Source organism: Aliinostoc maniaoense, from assembly GCF_058172895.1.
Window position 1 is genome coordinate 2,344,007 of record NZ_CP187952.1, and the last position, 15,835, is coordinate 2,359,841.

Below are 15,835 nucleotides of genomic sequence, written 5' to 3' on the forward strand. Positions count from 1 at the left end.
CATTGTAGGTTAAAAATCATGCAAGATACATTATTCTCTCAAATCTCTGCTGAAGAATCCGCACTTGTTAACGGTGGTGAAACATCATATACACCTGCACCAGTTTACACAGCTTTTGCTTTTGATTGGAACAATCTGTTCTACACACTGGGAGTAGGTGCATTCTTCGGTTTAGACTTGTTCCGCGATGCTGTAACCTCCTCCATTTTCCGCAAATACTACTAAAAAAGTCGTACCAGTCTGACAAGTTCATGGCATTTAGCCAAACTTGTCAGATTTGTAGAGCTTTAATTCTTGCTGACTCAAGCAAGGATGATTAATCTAAATACTGGATTGAAATAAAATTTAGTATTTAGATTATTCCCTGCGGTTAAAGGTAAGTTGAGATATCAATAGCAGGTATACAAGTGATGTCAGAAACCAAGGAATGCTCGCTGTTTAGGGAGCTAACAAAGGAAGAATGTGTAGCTGTCAACGGTGGTAATAATAACATTCTTGACCTACTACAGATATTATTACCACTTATCCCTACCTCTGCTAATTCTCCTAGTCCCACTCCTCCACCTCCTACACCTTATTCACCATTTATTTCATCACAATATACTGGAGGATTTACTTCTAGTTTCGAGCCAGTTTCTGGTCTGATATTCTCCATGCTTTCATAAAATGTTTGGCTCTATCTACAGATAAAATAGAGCCACTTTTTTGAATTTTACATTTGTTGATTTTAATTTATTCTTTAACAATAGATTGGTAAAATGGCAACTAATAACGAACTCTTCACAGAAATTAGTTCAGAAGCTGCTGCTGCTGTGAACGGAGGCTTAAGAGTAAGTTTTGACTGGAATACTTATTTCTTCATTTTAGGTGCTGGCGTTTTATTAGGTAATCCTGGACTAACTCCAGAAGAAATTCAGTTTGCTTGGGAATCAGCCTTTGTATTTAATGATCCGCCACGCTCTCACAGAAGAAGACGCAGTAGATAAAAAACTGAGTTTGTAGTAAGGGCTTTAGCTAGGGTGTTGACTTTGTTAGTTTTTAGTAAATATGTACCATGTACTTTGTGTTTCGTTAAAAGCCAAGCCATTACAAGGTTTTAGGCATTGTGGAAACCGACAAAAAAGTGCATGAACCACACCCCAAAAAAGCCACAGAGTCAACAGCCTAGGCTTTAGCCCTGATTACAAAGTTTTTATGGTTAAGGGAACATCAAAAAATAAATTATCCCACCTTACGGACTGGTAGGGTGTGTCAGGTTGACAAAATCAAGTTATACCCAGAAGTTATTCATACTGGCACACTCTAGTAATTAATAGATAAGTAGAACGGCGTGAATAATTCAAGGTTTGTAGTAGGGACTTTAGTCCTCTCTTAAGGGCTAAAGCCCTTACTACAAGCCAATTTAATTGAATTTTACATTACTTAATGTAGTTTGTTTTTTTCTCGCCGACTTACTTAGTTATATCTGCATTATTAGAAAAAGTTTTGGCTCAAATTAATATGAGCATTTCTGCTTTATGAAATACCATTACATCCAACAACACAGCGAAGAAGATTGTGGTGCTGCTTGTATTACTGCAATTCTCAAACACTATGGCCGGACTGTTACTCTTTCTCGTGTGCGTGAGGCTGTAGGTACTGGACAATTTGGCACAACTTTATTAGGTCTAAAACGGGGTGCAGAAACACTTGGTTTTAATGCTCGTCCAGTGAAAACTTCGCCAGAATTGTTAAAGCGGATGAATGAAGCACCTCTACCAGCAATTATTCACTGGCAGGGTCATCATTGGGTAGTTTTATATGGTAAAAAAGGCAAAAAATATATAGTTGCAGATCCGGCTGTTGGTTTGCGTTATATCTCTCCACAGGCTTTAGCAGAGGGGTGGAGTGATTGGTTAATGCTGTTGCTTGAACCTGATCCATTGCGGTTTCATGGGCAAGATAATGATAAAATTGGTGGTTTTTGGCGTTTCTTTAAGCGTATCTGGATTTTTAGGGGCATTTTAGCCCAAGCTTTACCGCTAAATTTATTGTTGGGGTTGCTCTCTTTAGCTTCTCCGTTCTTACTCCAAATTCTTACGGATGATGTGCTAGTTCGGGGTGATACTAAACTACTAACTACGATGGCGATCGCTGTCGTAGTGATGAATGTAATTTCTAGTAGTCTATCATGGGTGCAATCTAACTTAATTGCTCACTTTGCCCAACGTTTACAACTAGGGTTAGTGTTAGAATTTGGGCGGCAAATCTTACAATTACCACTTTCTTATTATGAGGCGCGGCGTAGTGGTGAAATTGTCAGTCGTCTGCGAGATATTGACCAAATTAATCAACTAGTATCACAAGTTGTTGTCAGTCTGCCCAGTAAATTTTTTATTGCCATTATTTCCTTTGGATTTATGGCTTTTTATAGCTGGAAACTGACGCTAGTTGCTTTGTTTATTTCGGTAATAATGACGTTATCTACAGTCATATTTCAGCCGACTTTGCAACAAAAAACTCGTGATGTTTTAGTCACGGAAGCTGAAGCTCAAGGTGTTTTAGTCGAAACTTTCAAAGGCGCACTCACCCTAAAAACAACCACAGCATCACCGCAATTTTGGGAAGAATTACAAGGCAGATTTGGCAAAATTTCCACCTTAACCCTCAGCACTATTCAAATTAGCGTTATTAACGGTACATTTTCTAACTTTGTTTCTGCGGTTGGTAGTATTGCTTTGTTGTGGTATGGTGGCAATTTAGTTATTAATCCCCAAGAAAATTTGAGTATTGGACAGTTATTAGCCTTTAATTCTATGAATGGTAATTTTGTAGGTTTAATTGGCACTGTCATCACCTTTGTAGATGAATTTACACGAGCAAAAACTGCTACTCAACGCCTCACAGAAGTCATAGATGCTACACCAGAAAATCAAGGAGATGGGAAAAAAGCATTTGCTAAAATTCCTGGTGATGCTGACATTATTTGTAGTCATGTAAATTTTCATTATCCTGGGCGAGTAGAATTATTAGAAGATTTTTCTCTAACTATTCCTGGGGGTAAAGTTGTGGCAATTATTGGCAAATCTGGCTGTGGTAAAAGCACCTTAGCTAAAGTCATTGCTTCCCTATATTCTCTGCAATCAGGTAATATTCGTATTGGCATTTATAATTTAGAAGACCTTTCTCTTGATTGTCTACGTCAACAGATAGTTTTAGTTCCTCAAGACGCTCATTTTTGGAGTCGTTCAATTGTTGAAAACTTTCGCTTAGGTGCGCCTCACGTTACATTTGAGCAGATTGTTAGGGCTTGTGAAATTGCAGAAGCTGATGATTTTATCAGTAAACTTCCTGATAAATATCAAACTATTTTAGGAGAGTTTGGTGCAAATATTTCTGGTGGACAAAGGCAAAGATTAGCAATAGCAAGAGCAATTGTAACTGATCCGCCAATATTAATTTTAGATGAATCAACTGCTGGACTTGATCCAGTCAGTGAAACCCAACTCTTAGATAAATTATTTCAACATCGTCGAGGTAAAACTACTATTTTAATTAGTCACCGTCCCCAAGTAATTAATCGGGCTGACTGGGTAATGTTGTTAGATCAAGGTAAGTTAAAAGTTGCAGGTTCTTTAGAAAAATTACGCTCTATATCTGGAGAACATTTAGATTTTTTAAATACTTGATTGGGGATTGGGGACTGGGGAGACAAGGTAGACAAGGTAACAGATGAGAAAAACTGTTCTCTGTTCCCTGTTCTCTAATGACTATTAACTATTAATCCATTTGAAATTGTAAGTATGCTGTACACCCATAACCAAAAAGTTTTACCACCTGTTCATAGTGAAGATTATCTTCCTCCTGTTAGTCCTTGGACATCCTTAGCAGGAATTTTTCTAATTGCTAGTGTTGCTAGTGGAATTAGTTTATCTTCATGGATAAAATATAATGTCACAGTGAAAGCGGCGGCGGCTGTACGTCCTACAGGAGAAATTCGATTGGTACAACCGAAAGTTGAAGGTACAGTTAAAAGTATTTTGGTGAAGGAAAATCAGCTTGTCAAACGGGGTGATGTGATTGCTTATTTGGATGATGAACAATTGCAAATTCAAAAAAGTCAACGTCAAAATAATATTGAGCAAGGTAAGTTACAACTGATTCAAATTGATGCTCAAATTAGAAATTTAGATAGCCAAATCTTGGCAGAAACTACAATAGCCCAGCGAGCCATTTTAGCTGCTAAGGCAGAATTAACACGCAATCAAAGAGAATATCAAGAGAAACAAGTAAGTACTAATAGCGAACTAATAGCAGCACAAGCTAATTTAGAAAAAGCACAAGCTGATTTGCAAAAAGCTCAAGCTGATTTAAGTTTTGCGAAAGTAGACCGCGATCGCTATGAGCAATTAACAAAAATTGGGGCGATTGGCGGACGTGAATTTGAACAGAAAAAATTGGTTGTTGAGCAGAGTAAAGCTATTTTAGAAGCTACAAAAAAATCTGTTGATATTGCCCAAGCTAAAGTCAAATCAGCTAAAGTTACGATCAATCCCACAGATGCTACAGTAGCGATCGCCCAAGAACGTATTGCTCAAGAAACGGCTAGAGGTGAGGCTACTATCGCTACTTTAAAAAAAGAAAAACAAGCTTTAATTCAAAGGCGGATAGAAATTGAAAATCAAATCGGACAATCCCAAAAAGAACTACAACAAATAGTTAACCAACTGCAAGATACTATTTTACGAGCTAGTAGTGATGGTATTATCCTGAAATTGAATTTACGCAACCCTGGGCAAGTTTTACGTGCTAGTGAAGCTGTAGCAGAAATAGCTCCTAATCATGCGCCTCTAATTATTAAAGCAGTTATTCCCACCCAAGAAATTAAAAATGTCGCCCTCGGTCAAACAGCACAAATGCGAATTGATGCCTGTCCTTATCCTGACTATGGCACGCTCAAAGGAGTAGTCAAAGCTATTTCTCCAGATGCTATTAAACCTAATAATAATACTAATACTTCAACATCTGGTTCAACTAACTCCAATACTAGCTATTTTGAAGTGACTATTCAACCCGATAGCCTCACTTTTGGAAATGGTCGTCAGTGTAATCTGCAAGCTGGTATGGAAGCTCAAGCCGATATTATTTCTAAACAGGAGACAGCACTACAATTTATTTTGAGAAAAGCTAGATTAATGACTGATTTGTAAGAGATGATTTATGCAGCATACCTGAAATTTTTAGGGTGCATTAAAGCAAAGCGTAACGCACCAATATCATAGGATGAATTACGGCTAGATATCATTGCTCACGCGCCCAAATCTTGACATAGCAGTAACACAACCTAGCTAATATTTTTGAATTTTGTAGCCAGATACCCCAGGGAATTTTGAATTGACCCAACCATGATTATGTTTGTTAAATCCTATCATACAATTCAACAATCATTTCAATGGTGGTCGTTTCGACAATCTCTAAAATTATCAATGGAGGCTGATAAAATTAGAGAAGAACTATTGCAAGAATTATTTATAGTTCGCCGCAATTTAGAACTATCAGCAATAGATGAAGACTTATCTATTGAAAAAGCTCAAGCTTCTTTAAAACAAATTGATCATTTACATCGCGCCTTAGCACAGTTGAGCGATCGCTTATTTCCATCCTACCTGCAAGATAACTTGCCCTTGGCTATTGAATGCCTCCTAGAATCCTGGATTGCCTCCCATCCCCATCTCGATTTTCATATTACTATGCCCTTAAGTTGGCGATATGAATCGGCGGAATGTAGTTTGATAGTTTTAAACGCTTTAGAACAATTACTACTGATCACTTTACCAAAATTATTAACTACATCTACAATTAATGTAAGTTTGCAACAACAACACAAGTTATCACAGTTAATTGTTAAAATTACCCATCTAGATATATCAATGCTAGTCTCTCATTCTAGCTTGAGAGAATTAGATTATCTGTGTGAAAGCTTTCGAGCCTTAACGTCAGGAAAATTATTTCATCGTAGAAATAAATTTGCTATTGCTTACTACTTTTATTGGTAAGTCAATTCTCATACCGTCGTAATTGTAGTTATCCGAGATGATTCACTGGGTTTGTAAGTATTGCTATATAAATCGTACATAATTATGCTGATTTCATTAAAAATTAAAGATATTTTAGTATAATACTTAAGTATGTAAAATTATAGTGAAGTTCCCAAGTTCCAGCATTTAAGGAGTATCAATTTGATGATGCAACAAATTGTAACAGAGAATAATGTCCTGGAAATTCTAGTAATTGATGACCATGAACTGGTGTTATCTGGAACTGTTAATGTACTGCGAAAACATTTTCCTCATGCTAACTTAAAAACGGCTGTAACTGCTAAAAATGCTTTGCATGAACTGACAATTTCCCAGCCGGATCTTGTAGTCATGGATCTTTCTATTCCTGAGCATCAAGAAAAACCAGCCAGACCAAATACAGGTGTGCAGTTGCTACGAACTTTGATGAAAAATTACCCTCGTTTGAATATCGTAGTTCAGAGTGCTAATGTCAGAACTTTAGTAAGAATTAGACCAGATATCGATAGCCATGAAGGAGGTTTTACAGTCGCTGATAAAAGTCTTTCTACTCAGGAAATGTTGACTAGAGTTGAGTGGGCATTACAAGGATTAACTCATACAAAAGATATTAAAGGTATTCATTCTGGTTTGGAAGTTAAACCAGAGTGGCTGAGGATGTTAACTTTAGCGTTTGGAGAAGGATTACAAGATAAAAAGATTGCTGAGAAGATGTGTATATCTGAACGCATGGTACGTCATTACTGGAGTAAGTTGCAAGATGCTTTAGATATTTATCCTCAAGAGGGTAAAAATATTCGTATTCAAACTGAAATGCGAGCTAGAGAAGAAGGATTGATTGATTAGTAATTCGTAATACTCGCAAAGCGAGTTCGCGGAGCGTTACGCAGTAAAGCAAGCTACGTAATTCGTAATTAGGTGAGATTGTGTCGTAATATTTAAACCATATATCCCTGACTTACTCAGGAATCTGGGGATCTGAAGTCTCATACATCAACGCTTATGCAGCCTGGACTTTGGAGAAGGATTAAAGAAGAAATTAGTGTTTGGCGTGTAGGTGCGTTACCAGCTATGGCAGTGATGGGACTGGTGATTTTAGCTCGTCTAACTGGTGCAATGCAATCTTTAGAGTGGCTAGCTTTTGATCATTTTCTGCGTTTACGGCCTCAAGAATCTATAGATGAAAGAATTTTGCTCGTGGAAATTAATGAAGATGATATGGGTACTCGCAAAGAGTATGCTGTAAATTCTGCCATATCAGACCATGATTTAGCTCAACTACTATTAAAATTACAAAATTATCAACCAAGAGTGATTGGTTTGGATATTTATAGAAATTTACCTGTTAATCCTGGCCATCCTGAATTAGTTGCAGCTTTTCAACGCCTCAAAAATTTAATTGCTATTGAAAAAGTTTTACCTGATAAAGTTGCACCACCTCACACATTACCGCCTGCACAAATTGCTTTTGCTGATCAAATTTTAGATAGCGATGGTAAATTAAGGCGCAGCTTGTTAGGAACACCATCATCTAAAGGATACAAATTTTCTTTGTCTTTACGTTTGGCAGAAATTTATTTAGCGGAGAAAGGGATAACTTTGGGTAATGGTATCCGCGATCGCGCTACGATGATGTTTGGCAATACTGAGTTACCCCGCTTTTTCCCCAACTCTGGGGGATATGTGGCAGCAGATGCAGGTGGAGTTCAGGTACTGCTCAATTTTCGTAGTGGCGGAAGCAGATTTAGAACCATATCTTTTCATGATTTGAAAAATGATCGATTTAATCCCAACTGGATACGCGATCGCATAGTTATTATTGGCATCACTTCCCCTAGTCGTAAAGACTTTATCACAACTGCCGCCATTGCATCTATTAAACCTGCCCCCGGACGAGTTTACGGTTTAGAAATTCAAGCACACAGTGTTAGTCAAATTATCAGTGCAGTCCTAGATTCTAGACCACTTTTAAAAACTTTGTCAGATGGATGGGAATATCTCTGGATTGTAGCTTGGGGTATTTTAGGACTTGCTAGTGCTAGACTTACTAAATCTTGGTTGAGCAATCTTTCTGTTGTAATTTTAGCAAGCTTTAGCTTGATATTTTTGAGTTATTTACTGCTGCTTTGGGGTTGGTGGCTACCAGTTGTACCAGCACTTTTAGTATTAATTTTGAATGGCATAGAACTCACTGCATTATACGCCAATGACCAAGCAAGAAGGTTAGGAATAAAAGCGCACCAAGCAATAATTGAACAAACATTTGAAACTATTCACAACGGCCCGTTACAAAACCTCTCTCAAGCCTTAAAAATAGTTAGAGATCAAGATAAACCAGCTAGCGAAATATTACCAGAAATAGAACAAAAACTAGAAAAATTGAACCGAGAATTAAGAGAGATTTATGAATTTTTACAACGAGAACCCCCCACCCACAATACTAGTCTTTATCTCGGAAGAAACCTGTTACTGAATTTACAAGACCCTCTCCATGAAATTCTCTATCAAGTATATACATATACCTTAGAGCGAGAGTTTCCCTGCTTCCAGAGTATCAGAGTTAAAATTTGTAACTTTGAACCGATAGATGAGCGATATTTGAAAATTGAACAAAAACAAAGTTTGTGTCGATTTCTAGAAGAAGCCTTATGTAATGTAGGAAAACACGCTACAGGCGCAACTCGTTTAGAAGTTACTTGCTCTTTATCAGAGGGTTGGTATACTCTGAGCATTGTTGATGATGGATTGGGTCTAATTTCATCAATAGCAGGTCGTGGTACTCACCAATCTAGAAACTTAGCAAAACAATTCAAAGGCAAATTTCGGCGCGTTTCTCTTTCACCTAGAGGAACTCTTTGTGAGTTTTCTTGGCCTATACCAAAATTTTGGTTTTGGAGGTAATAGCAATTCTCTATGAAGTTGCGGCAAATATAATGATGTAGAGACGTTGCATGCAACGTCTCTACAGTACACTAAAGTGCATCTATGGCTACGCCAGGCAAGCTACATCAAGAAACGGTATAAATAGTTCGTAGTTATGACTTCAGTCATGAGATGAGAAATAAAGTCCTCTCTACAAACTTCATTCTGTTTAAATATTACTCATAAATATAGAAAATTGTATCTTTTATATATGGTTTGAGGTTATGAAATAGTTAACTTATTTTTTTGAAGTTTTTATTTATTCAAAAATTAATCTTACTAATCTTAATTATAACACTATTTAGTGCATGATTACCTAAAATATGGGATTCCATTTAATATAAATAAATGTAAATAAAATGCAAAAATAAAGATATTTATTCCGTAAGTTAATTAGTACACTGAACAGTGAAATACACCTAATGATGACTAACAAGAAGAAATTCGCCGATAAACTTTGGCCTACCAGAGTTTTAACAAGTTGTCTTTTAAGTGGGATTCTAGGTGTAACTCAGACTGCATTGGCTGGGTATAAACCACCCAAAGATCAAAAACCTCCCAGTGGGTATTCAGACTCGTCAGGAGTCAGAGGAAAGTGTAGTGCTAGCAATTCTCAATCCCTCACACTACTAGCCCCTATTACCCATATAGGACAAACTACTTCAACTCATCCGACGTTTGCTTGGGTTGTATTTGATGATGAGCCTGTAGCTATAGAATTTACCCTCTACCAATTTGATGCTAATCTCCAACCCACAAAGCTCGATCGCTATACACAGATATTCCCCAGTTCTCCAGGATTGATGAAGCGATCGCTATCTAAAGACTTACCAGGTTTGAGTGTAGGTAAAAGGTATCTTTGGCAGTTACAAATTTTGTGTAATCCTAATCGTCCTTCTCGTAATCCCATTGCTAGGGCAGAAATAGAAGTTGTACCAACCCCCCACACTCTTTTAAATAACTTGGCTATGACCGATGATCCATCCCTGAAAGCCAATCTATACGGGAGATATGGTATATGGTATGACGCTATCAAAGAAGCTCTCTCAACCACTACCAAAGAAGGAATTAGTCAAACCTTAACTGATTTAGTAGCCAGCCTTGCCCAATTAGAAAATCCCGTAGAAATTAAGAAGCTCTTGAATATCGCCTTGATAAAAAATTAAGTATTGGGAATGGGGCATTGGGCATTGGGCTAATCAATTCAAAATTCGTCTTGAAAAGTTTCCTACGGCGGGAAACCCGCCTTCAGAACTTTTGTCTACGACACGCTACGCGAACGCAAAATGCAAAATACCCTGCGGGAAGGCTTGCGCCTACAAAATTGAAGAGTGTTACTCCCCCTGCTCCCTTGCCCCCTTGTCTCCCTTGTCTCCCCTGTCTCCCTTGTCTCCCCTGTCTCCCCCTGCTCCCCTGCCCCCTGCTCCCCTGCCCCCTGCTCCCCTGCCCCCTGCCCCCTGCCCCCTACCCCCCTCCTAGAGCCAATTACCCACAAGTATAAATGCTGCCCAGTAGGCAGGATGAGAAGCTACTCCATGACTAGAAATTAGCGATCGCTGTGCTATCTGTAAAGCCTCTGCTTTACTCACACCAGAATTACACCAAGCTTCGTAAAATTTAGTTACTAATTTGACAGTAGAAGCATCGTTAATTGACCATAGGGAGGCGATAGTAGTTCTGACACCAGCCCTGAAAGCAATTCCTGCCAAGCCAAGGGCAGCACGATCATTACCAATGGCAGTTTCACAAGCAGTTAGCATCAGTAAATCTATGGTTTCATGATCGTAATTTAAACTACGCAGGATACGGTCTAAGTCAGTGATGGTCAGCTTTTGATTGTCACCGGTAATCAAGAAAGTATCATTGGGAACTTCGCCAAATTGACCATGTGTAGCAATGTGAATAATCGGATAAAAACTTTGACCGAGTTCTGATTGGAGGCGATCGCGTGTAAAATTTTCATCTAACAATTCTGTGCTACCTGGAATCTGTTGTCTAACTCTACTAATTTCTGCGGCGACATTTTTTAAAGCCGGATATTTGCTCCCACTTACCATAGCCTCTTTAGTCACACCAACAGCTAATGCTCGCAATTGTTTGCGCCTTGATGTTTCTGCATTGGTGATAGTTAGACTAGGACTAGTGGCGATCGCATATTTTTCAACCAAAAATTTCTCGCCATCATGGAGTGCAGCCATTGGTACAGTCCGAAGAATGCCATCTTGGATAAACACTAGGGTTTTGATTGGCAATGACTCTAAATCATTGACAAACGGTCGAATAATCCAGTTATATAGTTTTTGTGCTGGTTCGGGATTGTAAATAATGTTGGCATAGTCTTCTAAGCCTATACGAAATTTGTTGACTTCTGCTCGTAAAGCTTCTTTATCGAGGTTAATCCAATGCAATTGCAATTTTTCTTTTTCCCTAGGAAAACTAACTATAATTGCAGTCCGTTTTTCTAAAATGATCGAGTAAAAAATTGCTGATCCTGCTTGGTAATTATTTGTATTATCAACCTGAGCTAATACCTGGGTTGTGTTAACTAAAGTTCTTGCTGCCGCTAATTCCATTGACCAATTTATGAGAAAAATCTGATTTATGACTAAGCAAAGAATCAGGCTAGCTAGAAATAACCATCTAAATAACTGATGTCGCCTTAGCATAATAAGGTGTGATTAAGGATTGGCAGAACGATAAGTCCGTCAGTGTGATAATGATTGTTGCGATAACGCAGGGGGTAGGGGGCAGGGAGCAGGGAGCAGGGAGCAGGGAGCAGGGAGCAGGGAGCAGGGGGAAAAGAGTTTGAGCCTTATTTACTTTTATTTACATAGTTTGGCTTTATTACATCGACTTACTTAATCAGAGGCTCACTTTCCATAAATATTTTTTCCTTATCTATACTGTTTTGCAAATTAGGATAGGCGGAAAGTTACAAGAGAAACTAGGCGAATGATAATTTGTGAAAGCAGTCTACTCTTTACTATTCAGTGGTAAAAACTTAATATAGCACTTAAAATCATTAAATTTTAACAATTAGTCAGATCGATAATTGTTATGATTTTTCAGTTGAATAATTTGAATATTTTGATTTTTGGGAATGAAATAACTGAATTAATTGCTGACTCATTTTGAAAATATATTGATTAAAGAAGTATTAGTATAGATAAGTATGTCAAACAAAATTCTGAATTTCGTAGAAGTCCAAAAGAACCTAGATTTTGCTAGTTCTGTAACTATTAGTGCTGACGGCAAGTTTCTGTATGCAACAGCCTCAGATAATCCATTTACTACAGCAGTCAACGAATCTGCGATCGCAATTTTTCGGCGAGATGCTCTGACAGGTAAACTAATTTTTGTAGAAGCTCAACAGGATGATATCGGTGAGATTGACGGGCTGGGTGGTGCTTATGCTGTCACGATTAGCCCTGATGGTAGATATGTGTATGTAGCGGGATTTAATGACGCTGCGATCGCTCAATTTCAAAGAGATGCAATCACAGGGCAGTTAAGTTTTATTGATTTTGAACAAGATGATGAGCTGCTGGGTGGTGTCAGTGCGATCGCTATTAGTCCCGATGGGGAATTTCTGTATGCGATCGCTTCTCAAGAGGATACTTTAGCCATATTTAGACGAGATACTATTAGCGGCAAACTAGTTTTATTTCAAGTTCTACAAGATGATGTAGACAATATAGACGGATTAGGGGGTGCATATTCTCTCATCCTTAGCCCTGATGGTAAATTTTTGTATGTAGCGGCAATTAATGATCAGTCCATAGCAGTATTTGGCTGGGGTAGTAATCAACTGGATTTTGTCGAGCTTCAAACAGGTTACATAGATAGTATTGATGAGCCTGTGATTCCCTACTCCTTGACTATTAGTCCTGATGGTAAATTTCTTTATGCTTTGGGAGTTAGTGGTGTCATCGCCGTATTTCAGCGAGATATCACCACAGGTAGCTTAAGTTTAATTGAAATTCAAGAAGATGCTGCCAGTGATACTGAGGGATTAGGTGGTGTTAATACTATTACAATCAGCCCTGATGGTAAATTTCTCTATGCTGGGATCTTTCAAGATGACGTAGTAGCTGTATTTCTCAGGGATACAACTACAGGTAAACTCACTTTCAGAGAATTTCAAGAAGATCATACCGACGGTGTAGACGGATTAGATGGTGTTTTTTCTCTCACCACTAGCCCCGATGGTGAATTTATCTACATAGCAGGAATTGCTGAGGCGGCTGTAACGGCGTTTAGTCAAAATTTCCTGATTAATGCCGGAGGAAGCATCAGCATCATCCTTAATCCAGGAACAATCATCCTTAATGTCAAAGAAACAATCATCAACAACAGTAAAGATGATATCTTGACAATCAAAACTTCAGATGTTGATACCAAACCCAAACTTCAATTACAACTAACAAGAATTAGCACCAATACCATCTATGAATTAGGAGTATTTACCGTTGATGATATAGAAGGTAATATTAACGGTATAGCTCCCGGTACAACTGATTACATCCCCACAGCATTAGCCAGAGCCAAGGTAGTTTTATTCTCTCTAGGTGATACACCAAATGGTTTTAATCCCCTTGATTTATCAAGCATAATTGAATTTAATTCGGGGGATAATTTCAGATTTTATTTGATACCTAACAGTACAACTGATGAGGTATTGTCAGGCAAAACGCCCTTATCACAAGTGATGTTTCTCTCCCCAGAAAATATTAGGGTAGAAAATGATGGTTTATTTTTTAATTTCCCCGATTTAGGAGTGAAGATACAAACTACACAACAAGACTTACCTCTGGGTATAAATCTGCAAGGAAAACATCAGGGAGAAGTGATTGATTTGCGGGGGGTGACACAATTAGTCAAAGCTGAATTTATCGTGAATAGAGAAGCACGTTTTGATAATTTTGTTGGTTTTTATCCAGTGGTAGATGAGAATGGCGGCATTGATATTAATGGTGATGGTACAGCAGATATTTTAGTAGGGCAGCCTGGTTATACACAAGCGGCAGTGCGTGGGCGGGTGAGTGGCATTGATTTGAGTGTAAGCAATCAAGATACAGCAACTTACACCGGGGTTTTTCAGCCTGGGGCTATTTTTGTGCCATTTATGATTGTTAATAGTAATCCTGATCCAGTTCTAGATGCAAATCCAAATAATGATCCGTTGATTTACTTTCCCTTTTTAGGTGCTAACCCTGACAAGTTAGATCATATACATTTATTGGGTAATAATATTTTTGGTTTTGAAGATTTATTCAATGGTGGAGATAGAGATTACAATGATGTAATTGTCCGCGTTAATTTGAGCTTAGTTTAAGTTATTAAATAGAGTAGTGGACTGTCTACATTTAAGTGGCACTAGTTTATTTGTATTTTACAGGTGACTACCGTTGGTGCAAGATTTGAGTTTAGCTACCATATTTTTACAATCGATTTTTAGTAGGTATAACAATCATGGCAAAATAAGGTACTTCCGCAGGATCAACTTCATCTATGGGTACAATTCTTTGCTGTGCGCTTGTTGCCCGTTCAATATATAATGCCCGTGATGCTAATCCTATTTTATGCAGGATATCTCGCACCTTGGTAAAGTGGCGACCGAGTTTCATAATGGCGGCTGCATCGGTTGTCAGCAATTTTGTGGTGAGTTCTTCGGCTGGGAGGGGTGCGGGTAAAACTGTGAGAATATCGTTGTAGTAGGTGAACGGTACACCCAAGGACACGGCACAGGCCATTAATGAAGATACTCCGGGGACGACTTCCGTTTGGTACTGTTCAGATAGCCGTGTGAATACATACATAAATGAACCGTAGAAAAATGGATCACCTTCACACAGTACCACTACATCCCGTCCGGCTGCTAAATGTTCAGCGATGGGTGCAACTTCTCTGTCGTAAATATCCTTGGCTTTTTCTGGTTCTAAGGCGCGGGGCAGATGATAGGCGACTTCAATTTGTGTACCTGTGAGATATTGGGAAACGATCGCTCGTGCTATGCTCTGTTTATCTGTGGCTGATTGATAGGCTATGACAGGGGCAGAACGCAATAACCGCAAGGCTTTCAGGGTCAATAGTTCTGGATCTCCTGGCCCTACACCGACTCCATAAAGACGACCTTTAGCTGTCATAATTATTCTTCCTCCGTGGCGAGGGCGTTAACGGCGGCGGCAGCGATCGCACTACCACCACGCCGACCATGTAAAGTTAAAAATGGTACATTGCGGCTATCTGCTGCTAATGCGGCTTTTGATTCGGCTGCACCCACAAACCCGACGGGAAAACCTAAAATCACTGCTGGTTTTGGACATCCTTGATCTAACATTTCTAGTAATCTAAATAATGCTGTGGGTGCGTTGCCAATGGCGACTACTGCCCCCTCTAAGTAAGGTTGCCATAATTCCAACGCCGCCGCAGACCTAGTATTACCCAATTTTTTTGCTAGTTCTGGGACTTCTGGCTCGTTGAGGGTGCAGATAACTTGGTTATTGGCTTGTAGACGTTTCCTGGTGACTCCATCGGCTACCATGCGACAATCACACAAAATCGGTGCGCCTGCTGCTAATGCCTTCCTAGCTGACTGTACTGCCGTTGTTGAATATCCTAAGTCGGTAACTATATCCGTCATTCCACAGGCATGAATGAGGCGGACTGCAACTTTAGCTACATCTGTGGGTAGTATATCTAGATTAGCTTCCGAGCGAATAATGGCGAAGGAATTACGGTAAATCTCATTGGCATCGCGGATGTAGTCAGGCATGGAGTTGGCAGGAGAGAATAATTGTTGTAGTTGTGGGGGTGCGTAGCGGTGGGCAAATTGCCCGAAAGATTCCTGGGGATTT

14 protein-coding genes are annotated in these 15,835 nt (G+C 38.9%); 10 read left to right on the forward strand and 4 right to left on the reverse strand.

The window, feature by feature from the left end; all coding sequences use genetic code 11:
• The first annotated feature begins 18 nt into the window (after positions 1-18).
• The 9 genes from ACPZ3T_RS10505 to ACPZ3T_RS10545 all read left to right on the forward strand — a co-directional run bounded on the left by ACPZ3T_RS10505 (position 19) and on the right by ACPZ3T_RS10545 (position 10,144).
• Positions 19-225 (forward strand): hypothetical protein, encoded by a 207-nt coding sequence (locus ACPZ3T_RS10505; protein WP_490275985.1) that lies wholly within the window; start codon positions 19-21, stop codon positions 223-225.
• A 185-nt stretch (positions 226-410) separates the two neighbouring features.
• Positions 411-665: a hypothetical protein gene (locus tag ACPZ3T_RS10510; protein ID WP_490275987.1), complete on the forward strand. Its 255-nt coding sequence runs from the start codon at positions 411-413 to the stop codon at positions 663-665.
• Between the two features lie 93 nt (positions 666-758).
• Complete coding sequence (locus ACPZ3T_RS10515) at positions 759-986, forward strand: hypothetical protein (RefSeq protein ID WP_490275989.1); 228 nt, start codon at positions 759-761, stop codon at positions 984-986.
• Positions 987-1,517: 531 nt separating this feature from the next.
• Positions 1,518-3,668, forward strand: coding sequence for a peptidase domain-containing ABC transporter (locus ACPZ3T_RS10520; protein ID WP_490275991.1), 2,151 nt, complete (start codon positions 1,518-1,520; stop codon positions 3,666-3,668).
• Between the two features lie 114 nt (positions 3,669-3,782).
• A complete protein-coding gene (locus ACPZ3T_RS10525) occupies positions 3,783-5,189 on the forward strand; it encodes an HlyD family secretion protein (RefSeq protein ID WP_490275993.1) in 1,407 nt (468 codons plus the stop codon).
• Positions 5,190-5,384: 195 nt separating this feature from the next.
• The gene (locus ACPZ3T_RS10530; RefSeq protein ID WP_490275995.1) at positions 5,385-6,035 is read left to right on the forward strand and encodes a hypothetical protein; all 651 of its coding nucleotides are present in this window, start codon (positions 5,385-5,387) and stop codon (positions 6,033-6,035) included.
• Positions 6,036-6,224: 189 nt separating this feature from the next.
• Positions 6,225-6,902 carry a response regulator gene (locus ACPZ3T_RS10535; RefSeq protein ID WP_490277186.1) on the forward strand — a complete coding sequence of 226 codons (678 nt, stop codon included), beginning with the start codon at positions 6,225-6,227 and terminating at the stop codon, positions 6,900-6,902.
• A 156-nt stretch (positions 6,903-7,058) separates the two neighbouring features.
• Complete coding sequence (locus ACPZ3T_RS10540) at positions 7,059-8,957, forward strand: sensor histidine kinase (RefSeq protein ID WP_490275997.1); 1,899 nt, start codon at positions 7,059-7,061, stop codon at positions 8,955-8,957.
• Positions 8,958-9,400: 443 nt separating this feature from the next.
• Entirely contained in the window at positions 9,401-10,144 is a 744-nt protein-coding gene (locus ACPZ3T_RS10545; protein ID WP_490275999.1) for a DUF928 domain-containing protein, read from the forward strand.
• Positions 10,145-10,239: 95 nt separating this feature from the next.
• On the opposite strand, the gene ACPZ3T_RS10550 is transcribed toward ACPZ3T_RS10545, so the two are convergent.
• Together ACPZ3T_RS10550 and ACPZ3T_RS10555 are read right to left on the reverse strand one after the other, a co-directional pair.
• Positions 10,240-10,473 (reverse strand): hypothetical protein, encoded by a 234-nt coding sequence (locus tag ACPZ3T_RS10550; protein ID WP_490276001.1) that lies wholly within the window; start codon positions 10,471-10,473, stop codon positions 10,240-10,242.
• Positions 10,454-11,644, reverse strand: a complete 1,191-nt coding sequence (locus tag ACPZ3T_RS10555) for a CHAT domain-containing protein (protein WP_490276003.1) — start codon at positions 11,642-11,644, stop codon at positions 10,454-10,456. Before ACPZ3T_RS10555 ends, ACPZ3T_RS10550 begins: the two co-directional genes overlap by 20 nt.
• A gap of 506 nt (positions 11,645-12,150) precedes the next feature.
• Here ACPZ3T_RS10555 and ACPZ3T_RS10560 point away from each other — a divergent pair.
• On the forward strand, positions 12,151-14,313 hold the full coding sequence (locus ACPZ3T_RS10560) for a beta-propeller fold lactonase family protein (RefSeq protein WP_490276005.1): 2,163 nt from the start codon (positions 12,151-12,153) through the stop codon (positions 14,311-14,313).
• 106 nt (positions 14,314-14,419) lie between these two features.
• On the opposite strand, the gene ACPZ3T_RS10565 is transcribed toward ACPZ3T_RS10560, so the two are convergent.
• Both ACPZ3T_RS10565 and ACPZ3T_RS10570 read right to left on the reverse strand, forming a co-directional pair.
• Positions 14,420-15,124 (reverse strand): precorrin-2 C(20)-methyltransferase, encoded by a 705-nt coding sequence (locus tag ACPZ3T_RS10565; RefSeq protein WP_490276007.1) that lies wholly within the window; start codon positions 15,122-15,124, stop codon positions 14,420-14,422.
• Positions 15,125-15,126: 2 nt separating this feature from the next.
• Complete coding sequence (locus ACPZ3T_RS10570) at positions 15,127-15,753, reverse strand: precorrin-8X methylmutase (RefSeq protein WP_490277187.1); 627 nt, start codon at positions 15,751-15,753, stop codon at positions 15,127-15,129.
• Positions 15,754-15,835 lie beyond the last annotated feature (82 nt).

What these genes read in the sequence shown, in the direction of transcription:
- ACPZ3T_RS10530 (WP_490275995.1), top strand. Translation starts at nt 5,385, where the DNA reads ATGATTATGTTTGTTAAATCCTATCATACAATTCAACAATCATTTCAA.
- ACPZ3T_RS10535 (WP_490277186.1), top strand. Translation starts at nt 6,225, where the DNA reads ATGCAACAAATTGTAACAGAGAATAATGTCCTGGAAATTCTAGTAATT.
- ACPZ3T_RS10540 (WP_490275997.1), top strand. Translation starts at nt 7,059, where the DNA reads ATGCAGCCTGGACTTTGGAGAAGGATTAAAGAAGAAATTAGTGTTTGG.
- ACPZ3T_RS10520 (WP_490275991.1), top strand. Translation starts at nt 1,518, where the DNA reads ATGAAATACCATTACATCCAACAACACAGCGAAGAAGATTGTGGTGCT.
- ACPZ3T_RS10560 (WP_490276005.1), top strand. Translation starts at nt 12,151, where the DNA reads ATGTCAAACAAAATTCTGAATTTCGTAGAAGTCCAAAAGAACCTAGAT.
- ACPZ3T_RS10555 (WP_490276003.1), bottom strand. Translation starts at nt 11,644, where the DNA reads ATGCTAAGGCGACATCAGTTATTTAGATGGTTATTTCTAGCTAGCCTG.
- ACPZ3T_RS10505 (WP_490275985.1), top strand. Translation starts at nt 19, where the DNA reads ATGCAAGATACATTATTCTCTCAAATCTCTGCTGAAGAATCCGCACTT.
- ACPZ3T_RS10545 (WP_490275999.1), top strand. Translation starts at nt 9,401, where the DNA reads ATGATGACTAACAAGAAGAAATTCGCCGATAAACTTTGGCCTACCAGA.
- ACPZ3T_RS10510 (WP_490275987.1), top strand. Translation starts at nt 411, where the DNA reads ATGTCAGAAACCAAGGAATGCTCGCTGTTTAGGGAGCTAACAAAGGAA.
- ACPZ3T_RS10565 (WP_490276007.1), bottom strand. Translation starts at nt 15,124, where the DNA reads ATGACAGCTAAAGGTCGTCTTTATGGAGTCGGTGTAGGGCCAGGAGAT.
- ACPZ3T_RS10570 (WP_490277187.1), bottom strand. Translation starts at nt 15,753, where the DNA reads ATGCCTGACTACATCCGCGATGCCAATGAGATTTACCGTAATTCCTTC.
- ACPZ3T_RS10515 (WP_490275989.1), top strand. Translation starts at nt 759, where the DNA reads ATGGCAACTAATAACGAACTCTTCACAGAAATTAGTTCAGAAGCTGCT.
- ACPZ3T_RS10525 (WP_490275993.1), top strand. Translation starts at nt 3,783, where the DNA reads ATGCTGTACACCCATAACCAAAAAGTTTTACCACCTGTTCATAGTGAA.